This is a genomic window from Thauera chlorobenzoica (genome assembly GCF_001922305.1).
Taxonomy (GTDB): Bacteria; Pseudomonadota; Gammaproteobacteria; order Burkholderiales; family Rhodocyclaceae; genus Thauera; species Thauera chlorobenzoica.
In genome coordinates this window covers 1,567,726-1,588,074 of the sequence record NZ_CP018839.1, presented here as the reverse complement: position 1 = coordinate 1,588,074, position 20,349 = coordinate 1,567,726, and the positions used below count along the sequence as shown (strand labels likewise).

Sequence of the window (20,349 nt, the reverse complement as noted above, 5' to 3'; positions counted from 1 at the left end):
ACGCATCTCCTTCATGTCGTGACAAATTTCCCGTGCTCCCGGGCGGGCCAGGGCTCCCGCTCCGCCGCACCGACGAAGCGGGCATCGACCGCCGCCATCTGCGGACAGCCGATCAGCCCCAGGGTGCGCGCCATTTCGGTGCGCAGGATCTCCAGCGCGCGTGCCGCCCCGGCCCCGCCGGCGGCGGCCAGGCCGTACAGCGTCGCCCGCCCCGCCATCGCCGCATCCGCCCCCAGCGCCCGCGCCTTGACGAAGTCGCTGCCGCGGCGCAGGCCGCTATCGACGATCACCGTCATTTCCGCCCCCACCGCCGCACGCACCGCCGCCAGCTGCGCGATCGGCGCCGGCGCGGTGTCGAGCTGGCGCCCGCCGTGGTTACTGACGATCACGCCATCGGCGCCCGCCGCCTGGGCGCGCAGCGCATCCTCGGCCAGCAGCACCCCCTTCACCAGCAGCTTGCGCGGCCACTGCTGGCGCAGCCGGCGCACCTCGTCCCAGGTGAGCGCAGGGTCCATCTGCGCAGCGAGGAAGGTGGCGGCATTGCGCGCACTGTCCTGGCCCGGCGGCAGCGCATCGCCCAGGTTGCGAAAGCGCGGCACGCCGTGCGGCACCAGCACGTCGGCCACCCAGCGCGGATGGAGGGCGACGTCGATCAGGTTGCGCGCGGACAACTTCATCGGCGCACGGTAGTTGCGGCGGTCCCACTCGCGATTGCCGAACACCGCGGCGTCGGTGGTCAGCACGATCGCCTCCACCCCGGCGTGCTCGGCGCGCCGGAGCAGCGCGGCGAGGTTGACGCGGTCCTTGAACGGGTAGATCTGCATCCAGTGGCGCACCCCGGTGGCGGCGATCTCCTCCAGCGCCAGCGTCGACACCATGCTCTGGCAGAACGGAATCCCCGCCGCGCGTGCCGCCTCGGCGAGCAGGCGGTCGCCTTCGTGGGTGAGCAGGCCATTGAAGCCGGTGGGCGCGATCAGCGCCGGCATCTCGATGGGCGCACCGAACAGCGGCACCGCCAGCTCGCAGCACGACACATCGACCAGCGTGCGCGGCAGCAACAGCAGTTCGTCGAAGGCACGGCGGTTGTACGCCAGGGTGAGCTCGTCGTCGGCGCCGCCTTCGAGGTATTCGAAGCAGAAGTTCGGCAGCCGGCGCGCCGCCATCGCCCGCAGCTCGGCGATGCTGTGCGCGCGGGCAGGGTCGCGGCCACGGTAGAGACGGCGTTTCGGAGTCACGGGTCGGCGGCCGGCAGGGTCGAAGGAGAAGCGTCCGATTGTACCCGCGCCAGCACCCCGGTCGACGGCCCGCCGGCGCAAGGCGGCGGCGCCTCCCTTTCCGGCAGCGGACGTGCTTGAAGCGGTGGGATCCGCCCCTATATGAGCAACACCTGATTTTCCCGGAAGCGCACCATGCCCGATTCCTTGCATCTGGTCTGCCCGCACTGCGATGCCGTCAACCGCATCCCCGCCGCCCGCCTCGCCGACGCCCCTGCCTGCGGCCAGTGCAAGCGCCCGCTGTTCACCGCCCACCCGGTCGAACTCGACAGCACCCGCTTCGAGCGCCACCTCACGCGCAGCGACATTCCCGTCCTGGTCGACTTCTGGGCGCCCTGGTGCGGCCCCTGCCGCACGATGGCCCCCGCCTTCGCCCACGCCGCCGGCGAGCTCGAACCCCGGGTCCGGCTGGCCAAGGTCGACACCGACGCGGAGCAGCCCCTCGCCGCCCGCTTCGCCATCCGCAGCATCCCGACCCTGGCGCTGTTCCGGGGCGGGCGCGAAGTCGCGCGCCAGGCCGGCGCGATGGGCGCGGGAGAAATCGTGCGCTGGGTGCGCGGCCAGGGCGGGTGAGGGTCGGGGTCGGGTCGGGGATCGAGGAAATCACTGCCGCATAGCCCGACTCAGGGCTCTCCTGAATACCCCAACTGCCGCTGGTGCTTGATTGCCAATAACACCACATCGGTTTCGGAGTGGGCATAAAGCACGATGTGCTGACCGACAACGTACTCCCGTAGGTGTGGCAAGCCGGCCTGCGCTGCCAGTTGCTGGACCGCATCGGCCTTCAGCTTCGCTTGTGCAGACCTTGCCGACAGAAATCGTGCGGGCCGACCACTCGCAGGAGACCATGCCAGCACCGCGACCATATCGCGGAGGTCCGCCTTCAGCCTGGCGGACCGAGCACCGGCACTGTCAGCATCTTGAACCTGAAAAAACCGGAGCGCGGCGTCCAGGCTGATCTGGAAGTTCGGTGCAGCCTCGACAAGGGCGTTAGGCGGTAACGCCATGCCTTCAGGACAACCCCTTCAGGAGATCGGCATTCGATACGCGATGTCCTGCCAGAAGCTCGCGCAGGCCCGCTTCAGCCTCGGTCAGCAGCACCAGGCTGGCGTGTTCCTCTTCCAGTGCGTGGTAGTAATCGAGCTTCCTGGCATCGACGATGGCAACGTAGGCGGTGCCGTTCTTGGTCAGCAGTTTCTCCGCACCGGCCACCACTTCATCGGAGAGCTCGGTCAGGCGAGCGCGGGCATCGCTGATCGGCACAATATCTCGGGAAGCGAAGCTCATGACGGCACTCTTTAACAAAAACGTTAACGCTCAATGTAGCAGACACCCGAGCGTTGCGCTTGTTGCAGCCCTTGCCGGGTTTGCTGCCCATGAGTGCAGCCGGTGGCAGCTCACCCCTCGAGCACCAGCCGTTGACGTGCCCCGCCGAGCACCGCCCGGTAGGCATCGGCGGCGCGCTCGCGCGGATAGACGGCATCCGGCGGCGTCGTGAAGGGCGCAAGCGTTCCGGCGGCGAAGCCCGGGGCCAGTTCGTCGAGGATGCGCGCACAGGCAATGCTGTCGAGGGCGAGCGAGTCGATGCCAACGTAGGTGTGTCGACCGCGGTAGAACTGGAAGATGTCGAAGGGCACGGCGCGGTCGAGGGTCGAGATCAGGATCTGGCGTGCGCCGGGCGCCATTGCCTGATTGGCGGCGGCGAAATAGGGGCTGCCCACGGTGTTGAAGACGATGTCGGCGCCCCGCCCGGCGGTGCGCTCGCGTACCTGCCCGGCGATATCGCCGCGCTCGGCATCGATCAGCTCGACCGGTGCGCAGGCGTGGCCGGCATACGCTTCGCCGCGGCGGTTGACCGCGAACACGCGGGCGCCGCGCTGGGCGGCGAGCTGGATCGCGGCCTGGCCGACCTTGCCGTTGCCGCCCATCACCAGCACGACTTCCCCCGCGACCGGCAACCCGGCCCGCCGCAGGCCTTCGTAGGCGGTGACGAACGGCACACCGACAGCGCCGGCTTCGCGCATGCTCAGCGCAGCCGGCTTGATGCTGACCGCGGCGGTGTCGATCACCAGATAGCGGGCGTGGCTGCCGTCGCGCACGATGCCGAGATCCCCGCCGCTGCCCCACACTTCCATGCCGACCAGGTGGGAAGAGCCGCCGACGATGACGCCCGCGTAGTCGCGACCCGGCGTCCGTGGCCACACCGCATGCGGCATCAGCCCGAGCGCGGCCTTCGCGTCGCTTGGATTGACCCCGGCGCTCCTGACCTCGACGATGCAGTGTCCGTGGCCGAGGCGGGGATAGGGCTGGGGCGTGATTACCGGCCGCAGCGACGCGGCATCGGCGGCTTGTTCGACCAGCCGCACCGCGACCGCGGCGGCCTCCTCACTGTTTTTTCCGCTCATCACCGCTCATCCCCGAAGATGCGTCTGTCTTGGCAGCAACATAACAGACGGCACGCCGCATTCAGCGCCGATCGATACAAGCGATCAATCCCGCCCGATATCGAATTGCCCGCGACCAGGCGAGCAGCCCTGCTTCAACCCGACTGGCGGGTCAGGATGTCGGTGGCGGCAGCCCGCAGTTCGTGCAGGAAGGCCAGGCACACCGGCGACAGCTCGTGCTCCGCACGGTAAAACACCGCGATGTTCCATGCCGGCATCGGCGACTCCATGACGAGGGGCACGATCCCCCAGCGCGCGGCCTTGTCGGCGAACAGCCGCTTCGGCACCAGGGTGATGTAGTCGCCGCGCTCGACCAGGGTCAGGGTGGCGGCAAACGAGGCGCAGTCGATAGTGCTCGAAGGCGGCTTGAGCCCCGAAGCGAGGAAGGTCTGCTCGAAGACGTCGCGCCCGCTGCGGCCGAGGCGGTAGATCACCCAGTCGGCATTAACCAGGTCTACCAGCTTCTTCCGCGACGAAGCCAGCGGGTGACTCGCACGCACCGCCGGCGTCACCCGGTCGGGCAGCAGCAGCTCGCAGGACAGCCCCTCGTCGCGCGGCCGCTCGGGCATCAGGCAAATCGCGAAATCGATGTCGCCGGTGCGCACCGACTGCAGCACGTCGGGATAGACGCCCTCCTGGATCTGGACCGAGACCCGCGGCCGCGAGCGCTTGAATTCGATCACCGCCTGCGGCGCCAGACCGACGGAGACGGTCGGCGAGATGCTGATCCTGAGGTCGCCGGTACCCGCCCCCACGATCGAATCGATGTCGTTGCGGGCCTCGCGCAACTCGGCCTCGACGACCTTGGCGCGAGCGATCAGGGCACGCCCGGCGGCGGTGGGGGTGACCCCATGGGAACCGCGGTGGAACAGCTCGACGCCCAACGACTCCTCGAGCTGGTGGATGCTCTTCGTCACCGACGACTGCGACAGGAACAGCACCTTCGCGGCCTGGCGGACGGTGCCCGCTTCGGCGACCGCGATCAAATGTTGCAGCTGGCTCAGCTTCATCCTGGAAAATTTCCTGATTCCCTTGTCGGCATGCGCGGGCGTCCCCGGCACCGCGCGCCGGCATGCCGCCGGAGCGCGGTGGGCGACCCCGCTACACCAGGATCGCGAGCGGATTTTCGATCAGGCGGCGGAATTCCGCCAGAAATTCCGCCGCCAGGGCACCATCGACCACGCGATGGTCGACCGACAGGGTGCAGCTCATCAGGGTCGCCACCGCGAGGCTGCCGTCGCGCACCACCGGGCGCGGCTCGCAGGCGCCCACGGCGAGGATGCAGGCCTGCGGCGGGTTGATGATCGCGGCGAACTCGCGGATGCCGTACATGCCCAGATTGGAGACGGTGAACCCGCCGCCCTGGTACTCCTCGGGCTTCAGCCGCCCTTCCCGGGCGCGACCGGCGAGCGCCCTGAGCTCGGCGGAGAGAGTGCCCAGGCTCTTGTCATCGGCATGGCGCACGATGGGGGTGATCAGCCCGCCCGGCGTCGCCACCGCGACCGCGACGTCGACCTCGGCGAAGCGGCGGATCGCCGCCTCTGTCCATGCCGCATTGCACCCGGGCACGCGCCGCAGGGCGAGCGCCACCGCCTTGACGATGAAATCGTTGACCGACAGCTTGCCGCCGCCGGGGTGGGCGCCAACCTGGGCGTCGAGTTGGGCGTCGAGTTGGGCGTTGAGCTGCGCACGCAAGGCGAGCAGCGCATCGACCGTGCAATCGAGGCTGAGGTAGAAGTGCGGCACGGTGCGCTTGGCTTCCCCCAGGCGCTGGGCGATCACCCGCCGCATCGCCGAATGCGGAATGTCCTCGAAGGCGGCGCCGGCCGCTGAGGGTGCTGCCGTTCCCGCTGCGGCCACCGTAGCCGCCGGCAGCGGCGCAGTCCTGCCCGGCGCCAACGCGGCAGACGGCACCAGCACCTCGGCGGCCTGCCGCGCAGCGCTTTCGACGTCGGCGCGCAACACCCGGCCATGCGGCCCACGGCCGCGCACGACGCTCAGATCGACGCCCGTTTCGCGGGCCAGTCGCCGTGCCAGCGGGCTGGCCGGAATCCGCCCGTGCGCAGCGGCCGGCGACGCTTCGCCCGCGGCGGTGGCCGCGGCAGCCGGTGCCGGAGCGGCTGCCGCCGGACTGGCCGCCGGTGCCGAGCCCACCGGCGTCGCACCGGCCGGCACGGCCGCGGCCAGGGTCGCCGGGTCCTCGCCGTCGACGGCGATCAGCCCGACCACGCTGTCTACCTTGATGCCTTCACTGCCTCCGGCCGCCAGGATTCTGCCGAGAATGCCGCACGCCGGGGCGGGCGCCTCGGCCACCGCCTTGTCGGTCTCGATCTCGAACAGCGCCTCGCCGCGCTCGACCGCTTCACCTTCCTGCTTGAGCCAGCGCAGGATGCTGCCTTCGCTCATCGACGCCCCGGTCGATGGCATGAGAATTTCAACGGCCACGATGCTTGCCTCTCCGATCGATATTCAGGATTCACTGCGCCGGCCGCGCGGGATGCCACAGCCGCCGCGCGGTGTCGCGTTCATAGCCCTTGCCGTCCGGGAAGCTCACCAGTTCGAGCTGCATCCCCCACGGCGCGAGGAAATAGACCCAGGTCTGGCCGGCATTCGGCCCGCTCGTGCGCACCGTCGGTTCGCCGAGGATGCGCACGCCATGGGCGCGCAGGTGGGCGAGCGCGGCATCGATGTCGTCCACGTAAAAGGCGAGATGATGGCCGCCGACGTCGCTGTTCCTCGGTTGCCGGCGGTTCTGCCCGGGGGCGTCGTATTCGAACAGCTCGAAATTGGACCCGTGCCGGCAGCGCAGGAACTTCAGCCGCTTCATCACCGCGCGCGGGTGCACGTCGAGGTGGGTGGCCATCCAGTCGTCGTCGGCAGCGAACGGCCCCAGCTCGTAGAACGGCTCGCAGCCGATCACCCCGACGAAGAAATCCACCGCCTCGTCCAGATCCGGCACGGTGAAGCCGATGTGGTCGGTGCCGCGCAGCCCGGGCAGTCCTGCGGTTTGCGGATTCGAAGACATCGCGATTCCTCCTCAGTCCGGGCGCTGCCCGCCGGGCGGCAGCGGATGGTCAGCGTCGGCCATCACCTCGATGAAGCCGGCACGCACCTCCTCGGCACCAACGAAGGCCGCGCGCTCGAGCACCTTGGAAACGTTCGGCGCCGCCTCGCCGCCGTGGATGCGCTTGACCGGCTGGTCGAGGTGGTCGAACAGCCGGCGCTGCACCTCGTCGGCGAGCAGCGCGCCGTAGGACGCGGTCTGCGAGCCCTGTTCGAGGACGACCACGTTGTTGGTCTTGCGCACGCTGTCGCCGATCGTCTCCCAGTCGATGCCGGCGCGATCGAGCGAGCGCAGGTCGATCACTTCGGCGTCGACGCCGAGTTCGTCGGCGACCTTCACCGCGAGCGGCGTCATCGCCAGGTAGGTCAGCACGGTAAATGCTTTGCCGGGGCGGACCACCTTCGCCTTGCCGAGCGGAATGTGGTAGTCGAAATCCTCCAGCGGGCCGGGGGCGGTGGTGTTGTACAGGCCGACGTGCTCGATCACCAGCACCGGGTCGTCGCACTGGAGGGCACTGTTCATCAGGCCGACATAGTCGAACGGCGTCGACGGCGCGACGATCCGCCACCCGGGCCACATCGCATACAGGCCGGCGGGGTCCATCGAATGCTGGGAGCCGTAGCCGGTGCCGATCGCACACTTGCTGCGCAGCACCAGCGGCACCGCCATGTCGCCGCCGAACATATGGCGCGCCTTGCCGATCTGGTTGAACAGCGGGTCGGCGGCGACGAGGGCGAAATCGGCATACATCAGCTCGACCACCGGGCGGTAATGGCCTTCCATCGCCACCCCGCCGGCCAGCCCGACGAAGCCCTGCTCGGCGATCGGGGTCGGCACGATGCGGTCCGGAAAGCGCGCTGCCAGCCCGCGGGTCGCGCCGTTGGTGCCGCCGTTGAGCTTGTGGATGTCCTCGCCGAGACAGAAGATGCGCTCGTCGCATTCCATCCGCCGCGCCATCACCCCGGCCACCGCGCTGATGAACTTGACCTCGCCCACCTTGCCGCTCGCAGTTTCCAGTTCCTCGCAGCGGACGCCGGCGAGTTCGGCCAGATCACCGCGCACGCCCTCGTCGCGGAACGTGGCCTGGGGCCACAGCGCAGGGACGATGCGGCGCTTGGCGCCGTCCTTTTCGGTGAGCCGGGCGACGATTTCAGCCATGCAGGCGCGCGCCCCTGCGCGCAGCGCCGCATCCTCGTCGGCGCTCAGCCAGTCGCGCTCGATCATGCCTCTGGCCAGGCAGGCCAAGGGGTCGCGCGCGCGCCAGGCGGCCTCCTCCTCCTTGCTCCGGTAGCCGAAGGCGCTGCCCGGCAGGCCGCCACCGTGGTGGAAGTAGCGATACACCTCGGCCTCGATGATGTACGGCCCCTGCCCGGCGCGCATCGCATCCACCGCCCGCTGCGTGGCCACGCGCACCGCCACCGGATCCATCCCGTCCACGCGCAGCGCCGCAATGCCGTAGGCGCCGCCGCGCGAGGACAGCCGCGTCTCGCGCGTTTCTTCGCTCAGCCGGGTCGACACCGCGTAGCCGTTGTTCTCGATGAAGAAGCACACCGGCAGCGACCACAGCGCGGCCAGGTTCATCGACTCGGGCACCGCGCCGATATTGACCGCCCCGTCGCCGAGGAAGGTGAACGCCACGTCCCCCGCGCCACGCCGCTTGCACGCCCACGCCGCACCGGTGGCCAGCGGCACGCCGCCGCCGACGATGGCGTTGGTGCCGAGCGCGCCGGCCTCGGCCCAGCGCAGGTGCATCGAACCGCCCCGCCCCCGGCAGTAACCGTCGGCAAGGCCGAGGATCTCGGCGAGCGCACGGTAGAGCATGGTCCTGACCCCCTCGGACAGCGGCGTACGCCGCGGGTCGGCCTCGCCTTGATCGAGATGGGCGAGGCCCTTGGCGAGGAACTGGTGGTGGCCGCGGTGCGAGCCGGTGATCAGGTCGGACGAGCGCAGCAGCGACACCGCGCCCACCGCGCCGCCGTCCTGGCCGATGCTGGAGTGGGCGGGGCCATGGACCAGCCCTTCGCCGTCGAGTTCGAGCACGGTTTCCTCGAAGACGCGCACCAGGTGCAGGTGGTGCAGCATCCGCAGCACGGTGGCCGGCCCCAGGTGGTCCCAGTCGTCGGCGGTGGCGATGACCTCCTGCCAGGGAGCGTCGTAGCGAAGATCGTTGATGAGTGGCATTTCTGTTCCTTTCAGCGACAGCCGCCGGCACACGGCGGCGCGATACGGCGTCGGTTCGATCCGGAGCTCACGCAGCGGCAGCCGGCAGGCCGCCCGCGCGCATCCGGGCAAGGAGGGCGCGGGCCTGCATGCGTTCCATCAGACCGAGCATGTCCTCAATCTCGTCCTGCTCGATGTCGAGGGTGATGAACACCAGCCGGGTGCGCCGCTCCGGCCCCGGCCAGCGCGCCAGCCGGACCGGCTCGTGCAGCAAAGTCTGCACCCCCTGCACGACGACGGGACGATCCGGCCGCTGGGCGACCCGGACGATGCCCTTGAGGCGCAGCAGACGCGCTCCCAGGTGCTTGCACAGCCCGGACAGGAAGAGTTCGAGTGCGCCTTCGTCAATCGCCTCCTCGCGCACGACACAGAACGAGCGCACCCGCCCGCGGTACCGCCCATGACGGCATTCCTGCCGGCCGCGGTAGGCGGTATCGCGCAGCCAGCGCCCGAGCTCAACGCCCTGTTCCGGGTCGAAGGGCGCGGCACAGACGAGCGCGTCGATCGCCGCCGACGCGGTGCCGAGCGTCGCCCCCGGATTGACCTGGCGCAGCATCCGGGTCAGCTCGGCCACGGTGGCTTCGGCGGTGTCTTCGGGCAGCATGTCCTGCTTGGTCAGCACGATGTGGTCGGCGACGGCGAGCTGCCTGACCGCCTCCAGGTGGGTGTCGAGGGTGGCCGCGCCATGGACCGCATCGACGGTCGCCGTCACCGTATCGAACAGGTAGCGCGCACGCAGCGAAGGCTCGGCGAGCAGGGCCTGGATCAGGGGGCCGGGGTCGGCGAGGCCGGAGGTCTCGACCACGACGCGCGCAAAGCGCGTGACCGCCCCCCGCGCACGACGCTGGTGCAGATCATCCAGGGCCTGGACGAAGCTGCCCCGCACCGCGCAGCACACGCAGCCGTTGGGCAGGAGCACCACCGAACCGTCGCCGGCCTCGACCAGCTCATGATCGAGCCCGATCTCGCCGAACTCGTTGACGATCACCGCCGTGTCGGACATCCCGGGCTGGCGCAGCAGCCGGTTGAGCAGCGTGGTCTTGCCGCTGCCGAGAAAACCGCTGACGATGGAAACAGGAATCCGGCTCATGGCGCCTCCCCCGGCCACTGGCGGCGCACTTCGTTTGCGCCGTATTTCATGTTTTTTGCTTCCCCGGATCAGGCCGTACGGCCCTCGCCTCACGCCGGAACCGCGTTGCAAGCGCCGATCCCGCCCATCGCCAGATACTTGATCTCGGTGTATTCGTCGATGCCGTAGCGCGAGCCCTCGCGCCCGATCCCCGACGCTTTGATGCCGCCGAACGGCGCCACCTCGGTGGAGATGTGGCCGGTGTTGATGCCGACCATGCCGTACTCGAGCGCTTCAGCCACGCGCCAGGCGCGCCCCAGATCGCGGGTGTAGAAATAGGCGGCGAGCCCGTACTCGGTGTCGTTGGCGAGGCGGATCGCCTCGGCCTCGTCGTCGAAGACGAACAGCGGCGCCAGCGGGCCGAAGGTTTCCTCGCTCGCCACCTTCATCTCGGGCGTCACCCCGGTGAGTACGGTGGGCGGAAAGAACAGCCCTTCTGCGGAGAGGCGGCGCCCGCCGGTGAGCACCTTCGCGCCCTTGGCGACGGCGTCCGCGATGTGTTCCTCGACCTTGCGCACGGCACCGGCGTCGATCAGCGGTCCCTGGGTGACACCGGCCTCGAAACCGTTGCCGACCTTCAGCGTCTCCACCCGTTCCTTGAGGCGGGCGGCGAAGTCGTCATAGACCTTGCGCTGGACGAGCAGGCGGTTGGTGCACACGCAGGTCTGTCCGCTGTTGCGGTACTTCGACAGCATCGCCCCATCGACCGCCGCATCGAGGTCGGCATCCTCGAAGACGATGAAGGGGGCGTTGCCGCCCAGCTCCAGCGACACCTTCTTGACCGTGTCCGCGCACTGGCGCATCAGCACCTTGCCGATCTCGGTCGAGCCGGTGAAGGTGAGCTTGCGCACCACCGGGCTCGCCGTCAGCTCGCCGACGATCCGGGTCGCCGAGCCGGTGAGGACGTTGAACACCCCTTTCGGCACCCCCACGCGCGCGGCCAGCTCGGCGAGCGCGAGCGCCGAATAGGGGGTCGCGCTCGCCGGCTTGACGATCATCGTGCATCCGGCGGCGAGCGCGGGGCCGGCCTTGCGCGTGATCATCGCCGCGGGGAAGTTCCACGGCGTGACCGCGGCGCACACCCCGACCGGCTGCCTGATGGTGACGAGGCGCTTGTCGGCCTGGTAGGTCGGGATGGTGTCGCCGTAGGTGCGCTTGGCCTCCTCGGCGAACCATTCGATGAACGATGCTGCGTAGGCGATCTCGCCGCGCGCCTCGGCCAGCGGCTTGCCCTGCTCGGCGGTCATGATCCGCGCCAGGTCTTCCTGGTGGGCGAGGATCAGCTCGAACCAGCGCCGCAGGATCGCGCTGCGCTCCTTCGCCAGCTTCGCCTGCCACCGCGGAAAGGCGGCACCGGCGGCCTCGATCGCACGCCGGGTCTCGGCCGCCCCCAGATCGGGAACGCTGCCCAGGCAGGCCCCGGTTGCGGGATCGAACACCGCCAGCGTCGCCCCGCCGTCGGCCGCCACCCACGCGCCATCGACATGGCAGCGTTGGCGCAGCAGGCCCGGGTCGGTCAGTTCAAGGCCGGAGAAAGCCAGGTCGTTCATGAATCGCCCTCGAAGATTGTCGGAAATGGACTGCCTGTTGCCGCGCTTGCCTGCATCAGCAAGGGCATTCTAGGCAGGCGGGCGATCGCCAAGTGATTCAATCTTCGAGCAACAAGATTCAGTATGGCGATCACCCGCCACGATCACCGATTCGCAGGTCACAGTGCCCCCATACCCGGCGGATGAGGTGAGTTGTGTGCGTCAAGTTGTGCACATGGGTTGATCAGGTAATCAGCGACGCACTTCGATCCGTCCGTGGCCGGTGCGCGTGCTCTTGTGCATCGAACTCGGCGTCAGCGGGCCGCATGGGGCGATTGGCAGCCTCATTCTCCGCATATGACGCGGAGAAAAGCTTGCCTTTGCGGTGAGTCGGGCGTTTAATCTCCGCATGGATAGCGTAGAAAAACTCTACATCTGGCAGGCCGATGACTGGCCGGCTTGGCGCTACGACCTGTCGGCACTGACCGGACCGTTGATCGAGGTCAGCCGCGCCCAGGGTGTGCTGCTGGGCCGCCTGGCCGACGTGGGCATGGCGCTACGCGATCAGGCCAGCCTTGCCGCGCTCACCGAGGACGTGGTCAAGACCAGCGAAATCGAGGGCGAAGTCCTCCATGTCGGATCGGTGCGCTCGTCCATCGCCCGGCGTCTGGGCGTGGACATCGGCGCGCTCGCGCCGGTGGACCGGCACGTCGAAGGCGTGGTCGAGATGGTGCTCGACGCCACATTCCACGCCGACTCCCCACTGACCGCCGAGCGCCTGTTCGGTTGGCACGCGGCGCTGTTCCCGACGGGATACTCGGGGATGAACAAGCTCACCGTGGGCCAGTGGCGCGACGATGCCAGCGGGCCGATGCAGGTCGTGTCCGGCCCGGTGGGGCGGCGCAAGATTCACTTCCAAGCACCGCCCGCCGACGCGCTACCCACCGAAACAACGCGGTTCTTGGCATGGGCGAACGAGGAAACCGGCGAGCCCATGCTCATCAAGGCGGGGCTGGCGCACCTCTGGTTCGTCACGCTGCACCCGTTCGATGATGGCAATGGACGCATCGCCCGCGCCGTGGGCGATCTGCTCCTGGCCCGCGCCGATGGCAGCCCGCAACGCTTCTACAGCCTGTCGGCGCAAATCCAGCGCGAGCGCAAGGACTACTACGACGTGCTCGAACGCACACAGAAGGGCACGCTGGACGTCACCGGCTGGCTGTCATGGTTCCTCGGCACGCTCGGACGCGCCGTCACCAGCGCGCAGGCCACGCTGGATGCCGTGCTGGTCAAGGCGCGGTTCTGGCAGCGCTGGGCGCTCATTGGACAAGGAAGGCCGCTGAACGAGCGGCAGGTAAAGCTGCTCAACCGCCTGCTCGACGGCTTCGAGGGCAAGCTCACCAGCAGCAAGTGGGCGGCTATCGCCAAGTGCTCGCCGGACACCGCGCTGCGCGACATCACGCAGTTGCTGGAACTGGGCGTGCTGAAGAAGTCGCCCGGCGGCGGGCGCAGCACGGGCTACGAACTTGCGGGTCAGTAAACCCGATGTCTTGATCAGACGTGAATCGCCCGCCCGTAGGCGGCGAGCACCGCCTCGTGCATCGTTTCCGACAGGGTCGGGTGGGGGAAGACGGTGGCGATCAGCTCGGCTTCGGTCGCTTCCAGGGTCCTCGCCAGGGTGTAGCCCTGGATCAGCTCGGTGACCTCGGCACCAATCATGTGCGCACCGAGCAGCTCGCCTGAGCGGGCGTCGAACACCGTCTTCACCAGCCCTTCGGGCTCGCCGAGGGCGATCGCCTTGCCGTTGCCGGCGAAGGGAAAGCGCCCGACCCGGACTTCGTGGCCCTGCTCGCGGGCCTCGCGCTCGGTCAGGCCGACGGAGGCGATCTGGGGGTGGGAATAGGTGCAGCCGGGGATGTTGCGCAGCTCGAGCGGATGGACGTCGGCCAGGCCGGCGATCGCTTCGACGCAGATCATCGCCTCGTGGCTGGCCTTGTGCGCGAGCCACGGCGGCCGGGTGACGTCGCCGATCGCGTAGAGGCCGGGCTCGTCGGTCCGGCACCACGGGTCGGTGACGATGTGGCCGCGTTCGAGCCTCACCCGGGTGTGCTCGAGGCCGAGGTTTTCGATGTTCGGGGTGATGCCGACGGCGACGATGACGCGGTCCACGGTGAGCTCCTCGGCCGCTCCGCCCGCCTCGATGCGGGCGGTGACGCGCTCGCCCGCCTTGCGCACGATGCTCGCCTTCGCCCCGGTGAGGATGCGCATGCCCTGGTCCTCGAAGGCCTTGCGCGCGAGCGCCGAGATGTCCTCGTCTTCCACCGGGAGGATGCGGTCCATGACTTCGACCACGGTCACCTGGCTGCCGAGGGCGTGGTAGAAGCTGGCGAACTCGATGCCGATCGCCCCCGAGCCGACGATCAGCAGCGACTGCGGCAGCACGTCGGGCGTCATCGCCTTGCGGTAGGTCCACACCAGCCGGCCGTCGTCCTCCAACCCCGGCAACTGGCGCGCGCGCGCGCCGGTGGCGAGGATGAGATGAGGCGCCGAGAACGTGCCCGCCTCCGCCCCGGCCCGAGTCACCGCCACCCGCCCCGGGGCGGCCAGCCGGGCCTCGCCCTCGATGACGCTGACCTTGTTCTTGTTCAGCAGGTGACGGATGCCGCCATTGAGCTGGGCGGCGATCGCACGCGAACGCTGCACGATGCGCTCGAGATCGAACTTCGGTTCCGGCACCAACACGCCGTACTCGGCGGCGTGCCGCGCCAGGCGCCCGATCTCGGCCGAGCGCAGCAGCGCCTTGGTCGGGATGCACCCCCAGTTCAGGCAGATCCCGCCTAGGTGCTCGCGCTCGACCACCGCGGTCTTCATCCCGAGCTGGGCGGCGCGGATCGCCGCCACATAGCCCCCCGGTCCCGCCCCCATCACGATGAGGTCGTAGCTGTTGTTGTCGGTCATGGATCGAATCGGAAAGATAGGCCGCGCCACCCCCACCTTCTGGCGGGCCCGCGGCGCGCGGGTTGGTCAGTCGGCCTTGCCGACCCGGCACAGCAGCGCACGCAGCTGGTAGGTCCCCATCGCCGGGTCGTAGGGCGGCTGGTTGTCGGTCAGCAGATTGACGTTCGACTTCCACACCCCGTACTCCGGGCCATCCTCTTCGGGGAACCACCACGCATGCTCGGCGTTGATCACCCGCGGATCAATGCCGGTGGTCAGCTTCGCGCGCTGCTTCATGCGCCCGCGCCGGGTCTCGACCCACATCCAGTCGCCGTCCGCGATTCCCAGCGCGGCGGCGGTGTCGGGGTGGATCTCGGCACGCGGCTCGCGGCGCGCCTTGCGCACCCGTTCGATCTGGCGGTGCTCGGAGTTAAAGAAGAACGGAATCCGCCCGCCGGTGGTCAGCACCAGCGGATACTCGCTGGCGACCTCGGGCGCACTGAGCGGGCTCTCCGGCGGCTCCTCGTAGTAGGGCAGCGGCGCATAGCCCATCTGCTCCATCCGGGTGGAATACAGCTCGATCTTGCCGGTGGGCGTGCGAAAGCCCTTTTCCTCGTACTTCTTGTACTGGATCGGGATATTCACGAAGCCGCGCTCGGTGAGTTCCTGGAACGTGAGGCCGAGACCCTTGAGCTGGGAATCGAGCACCTCGCGCACCGGCTCAGTGCAGCCGTCAAGCTTCATCCGCCGGGCCAGCTCGACGAAGATCTCCTCGTCGGCCTTGCACTCATGCACGCGCACCGCGCGCTGCTGGCCGAGGACGACGTTGGCGGCGATGGTCGGCAGGCCGGCGATCTGGTCGAGCTCGGGCCACGACGCCGCCGGCAGCACGATGTCGGCCAGCTCGGCGGTCGGCGTCATGAACAGGTCGGCATTGACCATGAAGTCGAGCTTCATCAGCGACTCGTACACCAGCGCGCTGTTGGCATAGGTGGTCAGGGTGTTGTTGCCGAACACGAGGAAGGCCTTGACCGGATACGGCTTACCTTCGCGCATGGCCTGGAGCAGGGTCGGGATGTGCGCCGCCGGCAAGTCGGCGCCTTCGCCCGCAAGCATCTTGAAGCGGTCCGCGCCCAGGCGTCTGGCGTTGGCCTCGGGGCTGAGCATCTCGATCAGGCTGGGGAAGCGGCCGATGCCGTGCATGCCGAACACCCAGCCGCCAGGCACCTCGATGTTGTTGGTCAGCACCGGGAGCATCGACAGCGCGCGGATGGTCTGGATGCACTTCGGGGTGTGCTCGATCGCGCACCCCCATTCCAGCAGCGCCGGCTTGGTGCGCGCAAAGAGGCGCGCCGCGGCACGGATCTTGTCGGCCGCCACCCAGGTGATCGGTTCGGCCCACTCCGGCGTGTATTGGGCGACGTGGCGGGCGAGTTCGTCGAAGCCGTGGGTCCATTCACGCACGAACGGCTCGTCGTAGAGCTTCTCGCCGATGATGACGTTGAGCATCGCCAGGCCGAGGGCGTCGTCGGTGCCGGGACGCAGCTGCAGCCACAGGTCGGCGCGCTTCGCCAGTTCGGTCTCGCGCGGATCGACGACGATGACGTGCCTGGCCGCCGCCAGCGAGTCGCGCACGTTGAAGCGGGTTTCACCATCGGGACCGGAGTTCACCGGGTTGTGCCCCCAGTACAGGATGCACTGCGCCGGAGTGTCGCCGGTGAAGTCGCACACCGGGTAGTCACCCATGGTCAGGATGCAGGTGTTGACGCGGGGGTGGAAGCACTGGGCGAAGCCGGGCTCGCACCAGTTCGGCGTGCCCAGCGCGTTGCCGAAGCGCGACACCCAGCGGATGTGGTGACGCCCGGTGCCGGTGCCGAGCGCGATCGACTCGGCGCCGTACTGCGCGCGGATGGCGAGCAGGCGCTCCGAGATTTCGTCCAGGGCTTCGTCCCAACTGATCCGGTCCCACTCCCCCGAGCCGCGCTTGCCACGGCGGCGCATCGGGTACTTGAGGCGGTCGGGGTGGTAGACGAGGTCGCGGGTCACGGTGCCGATCGGGCACAGCCGGCCGCGGTTGAGCGGGGAGTCGGGGTCGCCCTCGACCTTGATCAGCTCGCCGTCCCTGACGTGGAGCAGCGTCCCGCAGCCGCCATGACAGGAACGGCAGACGCTTTTCAGGACCCGGGTGCCGGCACCGGCCTGCGCCGCACGGGCGCCCTCCAAAACAGCATGATTCATCGCAACCCATCCTCCAGTCGTGCGGGCCACGGTCGAGCCGCGGCACTCCTTTGTCCGCCATCGGGCGATGGCACCGTTTTCCAAGCTTACGCCGTGGGTCGCAGCCACCCCGATACCGAATCTTCCGAACCTGATCGATTCCACCAAACGCCTGCCGGGGAATGCACCTCCTCGCCCGCCCCGCGCCTTTCGCTGCCCGCCCCCATGGCGCTCGACCGGCCCGGCACCGATCCGCCGCAAGGTGTTCCCTGAATTCGATCAAGACGGGAAGATTTGGCATCGGAACCATACCGGGGGCGCGCCTACAGTGCCCACATTGCCACCTCCGGCATGGCCGCGCGGCGCGCCGCGCAAGGCGATCACGAAAGGGGGAGGAGCCCGCTCCATGTCCACGCTGATTTTGTTGCCCGGCCTGTTGTGCGACAACGCGGTCTGGTCCGCACAGTGCGCCGCGCTCGGCACCGCCGTGCACTGCATCGTGCCCGCCTACGGCGACTGCGAATCCCTTGCCGGCATGGCGCGGGCGGTGCTGGCCCAGGCCCCCGACGGCCCGCTCGCCCTCGCCGGCCATTCGATGGGCGGCCGTGCCGCACTCGAAGTGGCGCGCCAGGCGCCGCAGCGCATCGCCCGCATCGCCCTCCTCGACAGCGGGCTCGAAGCGCTTGCCGCGGGCGAGCCCGGCGCGCACGAACGCAGCCAGCGCCTGCGCCTGCTGCAGCTCGCCCGCGACGCCGGGATGCGCGCGATGGGGCAGGAGTGGGCGCGCGCCATGGTCCATCCGGCGCGGCTCGACACCCCGCTCTTCGAGGCCATCCTCGATATGATCGCGCGCAGCACGCCGGAGCGCTTCCGGGCCCAGATCACCGCCCTGCTCGGACGCCCCGACGCCCGCCCGCTGTTCGCGTCGCTGGCCTGCCCGGTGATGCTGATCTGCGGCCGCCAGGACGCCTGGAGCCCCTTGGCCCGCCACGCGGCGATGCAGGCCCTGCGGCCGCAGGCGCGGCTGGTGCCGATCGAAGACAGCGGCCACATGGCGCCGATGGAGCAGCCCGCCGCCGTCACCGCCGCCCTGCACGCCTGGCTGCGGCAAGCGGACTGAAGACGGCCCTGCGCCTTCATCCCACCCGCCACCAACCCGCATTCACGCACGCCCTTTCAGCTTTCACCGGCAACACCACGACAACGGAGGAGAAAAGCATGTCCCTGCACCAGCGCTTCGCCCTGCTCGGCCTGCTGGCCTGTGGCGCGTTACCCGCCACCGCCCAGGAGGTCACCCTGAAGGTTCATCACATGTGGACGCCGAACGCAAACGCCCCGCAGAAGATCATCAAGCCCTGGTGCGAGCGCATCGCGGCCGAATCGAACAACCGCATGAAGTGCCAGATCTACCCCTCGATGCAGCTCGGCGGCACGCCTGCCCAGCTCTACGACCAGGCCCGCGACGGCGTCGCCGACATCGTCTATACCCTGCCCGGCTACACCCCCGGCCGTTTCCCGATCATGGAGGTGTTCGAACTGCCGTTCATGACCGCCGGCGCCGAAGCCGGCTCGCGCGCGGCATGGACCTTCTACACCCGGCACGCGACAAAGGAATTCGGCGCGGTCAAGCCGCTGCTGTTCAACATCCATGAGGAAGGCTACCTGCACACCCGCGACACTCCGGTGCACAAGATGGAAGACCTGCGCGGCCTCAAGGTGCGCGCGCCGACGCGGTTCGCAACCAAGCTGCTGACGCGGCTCGGCGCCACCCCGGTGGGCATGCCGCTGCCGTCGTTGCCGGAGGCGGTCAGCAAGGGCGTGGTCGACGGCTTCCTGCTGGCCTGGGAAGTGATCCCTTCGGTGAAGCTGCAGGAGATGGTCAAGTACCACATCGAAACGCCCGCCGAACGCCCCTCGCTGTACACCAACGTGTTCGTGATGGCGATGAACCCGGCGCGCTACGCCGGCCTGCCCGACGACCTCAAGGCGATCATCGACCGCAACAGCGGCATGGAGCTCTCCGCCCACGCCGGCCGGGTATGGGACGAGGCCAAGGAGCCCAGCCGCAATACCGCGATCGCGCGCGGCAACACCTTCCACACCCTGCCGACGACCGAGATCGACCGCTGGATCGCAGCCGCCGCCGACCTGCAGGACGAATACGTGGACAACATGAACAAGGCCGGTCTGCCCGGCCCGGCCATGCTCCAGGACGCGCGTGCGCTGATCGCGCAGCACGGGGCGGCGCAGTAGATTTTCCGCGCCGCCGGCCTACAGCGCCAGCCAGGCCGGCAGCGCCACCGACAGTTCGGGCAGCAGCACGATCGCCAGCAGCGCGAGCAGGAAGCCGAACATGAAGGGCAGCGTCGCCTTGAACAGCGGCAGCATCTTCAGCCCGGTCGCATCCATCGCGATGTACAGCCCGGGGCCGACCGGAGGCGAGACCAGCCCGGTCAGGGTCGCGACCGCCAGCACCACGCCGAAATGGATCGGGTCCACGCCGAACGACTGCGCCACCGGCAGCAGGATCGGCACGATGAAGATCAGCACGCCGATGCCGTCGAGGAACATGCCGAGGATGAACACCACCAGACAGACCAGCAGCAGGAAGCTGACCGGGCCGACCGACAGCGACGCCAGCCCGTCGGCCATCATCGCCGGAATGCCCTTGTAGGACAGCACCCAGCCGAGCAGCGTGGCAAAACCGATCAGCGCGATGATCGAAGCCGAGGACAGGACGACCTCGCGCAGCAGCGGCACGACATCGCCGAAGCCCAGGCTGCGATAGACGGTCACCGCAAGGGCCACGGAAACCACCGTCGCCACCGCACCCGACTCCGTTGGCGTCATCACCCCGGAGACGATGCCGGCGATGATCGTCACCGGAATCAGCAGGGGCAATGCATCGAGCCCGATCTCGCGCCAGCTCGATGCCGGCAGCGGCGCCTCGGACCTCGCCGGCAGGTGCTTGCCCGACATGGCGACGGCGACGAAGAAAAACAGCGTGATCAGCAGTCCCGGGACGATGCCGGCGATGAACAGGGTCGCCACCGACTGATAGGCCAGCACGCCGTAGATGATCATCAGCATCGACGGCGGGATGATCGGTCCGAGCAACCCCGTCGCCACGGTGAGCCCCGCGGCATAGCGACGGTCGTAACCATGGCGCTCCATCTCGGGCACGATCACCCGGCTCATCACCGCGATCTGCGCGGTGGCAGAACCGAGGATCGCCGCGGCCAGCGCATTGACCACGACATTGACGTAGGCCAGGCCGCCGCGCAGGCCCCCGACCAGGCGGGCCGCGGTGCGCATCAGGCGCTCGGTGATCTGGCCGCGGGTCATGATCTCGCCGACCAGCATGAACAGCGGAATAGCGAGGAACCCGTTGACCTCAACGCCCTTGACCGACTGCACCAGGAAGCTGTTCAGCATCATGTCCGCTTCGGCCTCGAAGACGAACAGGATCGCCGTGCCGAGCAGCAGAAAGACGATCGGCAGGCCCAGGAATAGCAATACGAAAAACGCACTCATC

General features: G+C 68.9%; 17 protein-coding genes. 4 read left to right on the top strand and 13 right to left on the bottom strand.

Translation table 11 applies throughout. The features are described from left to right. Positions 1-11: 11 nt before the first annotated feature. Entirely contained in the window at positions 12-1,235 is a 1,224-nt protein-coding gene (locus tag Tchl_RS07400) for an alpha-hydroxy acid oxidase (RefSeq protein WP_198159000.1), read from the bottom strand. Between the two features lie 174 nt (positions 1,236-1,409). On the opposite strand from Tchl_RS07400, the gene trxC reads away from it, so the two are divergent. Next, entirely contained in the window at positions 1,410-1,847 is a 438-nt protein-coding gene (gene trxC, locus Tchl_RS07395) for a thioredoxin TrxC (protein ID WP_075147833.1), read from the top strand. Between the two features lie 50 nt (positions 1,848-1,897). Here trxC and Tchl_RS07390 read toward each other — a convergent pair whose 3' ends face one another. The 9 genes from Tchl_RS07390 to Tchl_RS07350 all read right to left on the bottom strand — a co-directional run bounded on the left by Tchl_RS07390 (position 1,898) and on the right by Tchl_RS07350 (position 11,681). Then, complete coding sequence (locus Tchl_RS07390; protein ID WP_075147832.1) at positions 1,898-2,281, bottom strand: type II toxin-antitoxin system RelE/ParE family toxin; 384 nt, start codon at positions 2,279-2,281, stop codon at positions 1,898-1,900. Positions 2,282-2,285: 4 nt separating this feature from the next. Next, the gene (locus tag Tchl_RS07385; protein WP_075147831.1) at positions 2,286-2,561 is read right to left on the bottom strand and encodes a type II toxin-antitoxin system Phd/YefM family antitoxin; all 276 of its coding nucleotides are present in this window, start codon (positions 2,559-2,561) and stop codon (positions 2,286-2,288) included. A 110-nt stretch (positions 2,562-2,671) separates the two neighbouring features. Beyond that, positions 2,672-3,679, bottom strand: coding sequence for a quinone oxidoreductase family protein (locus tag Tchl_RS07380; RefSeq protein ID WP_075147830.1), 1,008 nt, complete (start codon positions 3,677-3,679; stop codon positions 2,672-2,674). 134 nt (positions 3,680-3,813) lie between these two features. Further along, positions 3,814-4,728, bottom strand: coding sequence for a LysR family transcriptional regulator (locus Tchl_RS07375; RefSeq protein ID WP_075147829.1), 915 nt, complete (start codon positions 4,726-4,728; stop codon positions 3,814-3,816). Between the two features lie 91 nt (positions 4,729-4,819). Beyond that, positions 4,820-6,145, bottom strand: coding sequence for a pyruvate dehydrogenase complex dihydrolipoamide acetyltransferase (locus tag Tchl_RS07370; protein ID WP_198158999.1), 1,326 nt, complete (start codon positions 6,143-6,145; stop codon positions 4,820-4,822). Between the two features lie 49 nt (positions 6,146-6,194). Then, positions 6,195-6,743, bottom strand: coding sequence for a VOC family protein (locus tag Tchl_RS07365; RefSeq protein ID WP_075147827.1), 549 nt, complete (start codon positions 6,741-6,743; stop codon positions 6,195-6,197). A gap of 12 nt (positions 6,744-6,755) precedes the next feature. Next, complete coding sequence (locus tag Tchl_RS07360) at positions 6,756-8,963, bottom strand: alpha-ketoacid dehydrogenase subunit alpha/beta (RefSeq protein WP_075147826.1); 2,208 nt, start codon at positions 8,961-8,963, stop codon at positions 6,756-6,758. A 67-nt stretch (positions 8,964-9,030) separates the two neighbouring features. Then, the gene (locus tag Tchl_RS07355; protein ID WP_075147825.1) at positions 9,031-10,092 is read right to left on the bottom strand and encodes a CobW family GTP-binding protein; all 1,062 of its coding nucleotides are present in this window, start codon (positions 10,090-10,092) and stop codon (positions 9,031-9,033) included. 89 nt (positions 10,093-10,181) lie between these two features. Beyond that, positions 10,182-11,681 carry an NAD-dependent succinate-semialdehyde dehydrogenase gene (locus tag Tchl_RS07350; RefSeq protein WP_075147824.1) on the bottom strand — a complete coding sequence of 500 codons (1,500 nt, stop codon included), beginning with the start codon at positions 11,679-11,681 and terminating at the stop codon, positions 10,182-10,184. 388 nt (positions 11,682-12,069) lie between these two features. Between Tchl_RS07350 and Tchl_RS07345 the strand changes: the two genes are divergently transcribed. After that, the gene (locus Tchl_RS07345; protein ID WP_075147823.1) at positions 12,070-13,200 is read left to right on the top strand and encodes a Fic family protein; all 1,131 of its coding nucleotides are present in this window, start codon (positions 12,070-12,072) and stop codon (positions 13,198-13,200) included. A 14-nt stretch (positions 13,201-13,214) separates the two neighbouring features. On the opposite strand, the gene lpdA is transcribed toward Tchl_RS07345, so the two are convergent. After that, a complete protein-coding gene (gene lpdA / locus Tchl_RS07340) occupies positions 13,215-14,618 on the bottom strand; it encodes a dihydrolipoyl dehydrogenase (protein ID WP_075147822.1) in 1,404 nt (467 codons plus the stop codon). Positions 14,619-14,684: 66 nt separating this feature from the next. Continuing rightward, positions 14,685-16,835 carry a molybdopterin-containing oxidoreductase family protein gene (locus tag Tchl_RS07335; RefSeq protein ID WP_083945178.1) on the bottom strand — a complete coding sequence of 717 codons (2,151 nt, stop codon included), beginning with the start codon at positions 16,833-16,835 and terminating at the stop codon, positions 14,685-14,687. A 385-nt stretch (positions 16,836-17,220) separates the two neighbouring features. Here Tchl_RS07335 and Tchl_RS07330 point away from each other — a divergent pair, with 385 nt between their 5' ends. Both Tchl_RS07330 and Tchl_RS07325 read left to right on the top strand, forming a co-directional pair. After that, positions 17,221-17,934, top strand: coding sequence for an alpha/beta fold hydrolase (locus Tchl_RS07330; protein WP_075147821.1), 714 nt, complete (start codon positions 17,221-17,223; stop codon positions 17,932-17,934). Between the two features lie 98 nt (positions 17,935-18,032). Next, positions 18,033-19,067 carry a TRAP transporter substrate-binding protein gene (locus Tchl_RS07325; protein ID WP_075147820.1) on the top strand — a complete coding sequence of 345 codons (1,035 nt, stop codon included), beginning with the start codon at positions 18,033-18,035 and terminating at the stop codon, positions 19,065-19,067. A gap of 18 nt (positions 19,068-19,085) precedes the next feature. Here Tchl_RS07325 and Tchl_RS07320 read toward each other — a convergent pair whose 3' ends face one another. Further along, a complete protein-coding gene (locus Tchl_RS07320; RefSeq protein ID WP_232311690.1) occupies positions 19,086-20,348 on the bottom strand; it encodes a TRAP transporter large permease in 1,263 nt (420 codons plus the stop codon). Position 20,349 lies beyond the last annotated feature (1 nt).

What these genes read in the sequence shown, in the direction of transcription:
- trxC (WP_075147833.1), top strand. Translation starts at nt 1,410, where the DNA reads ATGCCCGATTCCTTGCATCTGGTCTGCCCGCACTGCGATGCCGTCAAC.
- Tchl_RS07390 (WP_075147832.1), bottom strand. Translation starts at nt 2,281, where the DNA reads ATGGCGTTACCGCCTAACGCCCTTGTCGAGGCTGCACCGAACTTCCAG.
- Tchl_RS07385 (WP_075147831.1), bottom strand. Translation starts at nt 2,561, where the DNA reads ATGAGCTTCGCTTCCCGAGATATTGTGCCGATCAGCGATGCCCGCGCT.
- Tchl_RS07380 (WP_075147830.1), bottom strand. Translation starts at nt 3,679, where the DNA reads ATGAGCGGAAAAAACAGTGAGGAGGCCGCCGCGGTCGCGGTGCGGCTG.
- Tchl_RS07375 (WP_075147829.1), bottom strand. Translation starts at nt 4,728, where the DNA reads ATGAAGCTGAGCCAGCTGCAACATTTGATCGCGGTCGCCGAAGCGGGC.
- Tchl_RS07370 (WP_198158999.1), bottom strand. Translation starts at nt 6,145, where the DNA reads ATGCCATCGACCGGGGCGTCGATGAGCGAAGGCAGCATCCTGCGCTGG.
- Tchl_RS07365 (WP_075147827.1), bottom strand. Translation starts at nt 6,743, where the DNA reads ATGTCTTCGAATCCGCAAACCGCAGGACTGCCCGGGCTGCGCGGCACC.
- Tchl_RS07360 (WP_075147826.1), bottom strand. Translation starts at nt 8,963, where the DNA reads ATGCCACTCATCAACGATCTTCGCTACGACGCTCCCTGGCAGGAGGTC.
- Tchl_RS07355 (WP_075147825.1), bottom strand. Translation starts at nt 10,092, where the DNA reads ATGAGCCGGATTCCTGTTTCCATCGTCAGCGGTTTTCTCGGCAGCGGC.
- Tchl_RS07350 (WP_075147824.1), bottom strand. Translation starts at nt 11,681, where the DNA reads ATGAACGACCTGGCTTTCTCCGGCCTTGAACTGACCGACCCGGGCCTG.
- Tchl_RS07345 (WP_075147823.1), top strand. Translation starts at nt 12,070, where the DNA reads ATGGATAGCGTAGAAAAACTCTACATCTGGCAGGCCGATGACTGGCCG.
- lpdA (WP_075147822.1), bottom strand. Translation starts at nt 14,618, where the DNA reads ATGACCGACAACAACAGCTACGACCTCATCGTGATGGGGGCGGGACCG.
- Tchl_RS07335 (WP_083945178.1), bottom strand. Translation starts at nt 16,835, where the DNA reads ATGAATCATGCTGTTTTGGAGGGCGCCCGTGCGGCGCAGGCCGGTGCC.
- Tchl_RS07330 (WP_075147821.1), top strand. Translation starts at nt 17,221, where the DNA reads ATGTCCACGCTGATTTTGTTGCCCGGCCTGTTGTGCGACAACGCGGTC.
- Tchl_RS07325 (WP_075147820.1), top strand. Translation starts at nt 18,033, where the DNA reads ATGTCCCTGCACCAGCGCTTCGCCCTGCTCGGCCTGCTGGCCTGTGGC.
- Tchl_RS07320 (WP_232311690.1), bottom strand. Translation starts at nt 20,348, where the DNA reads ATGAGTGCGTTTTTCGTATTGCTATTCCTGGGCCTGCCGATCGTCTTT.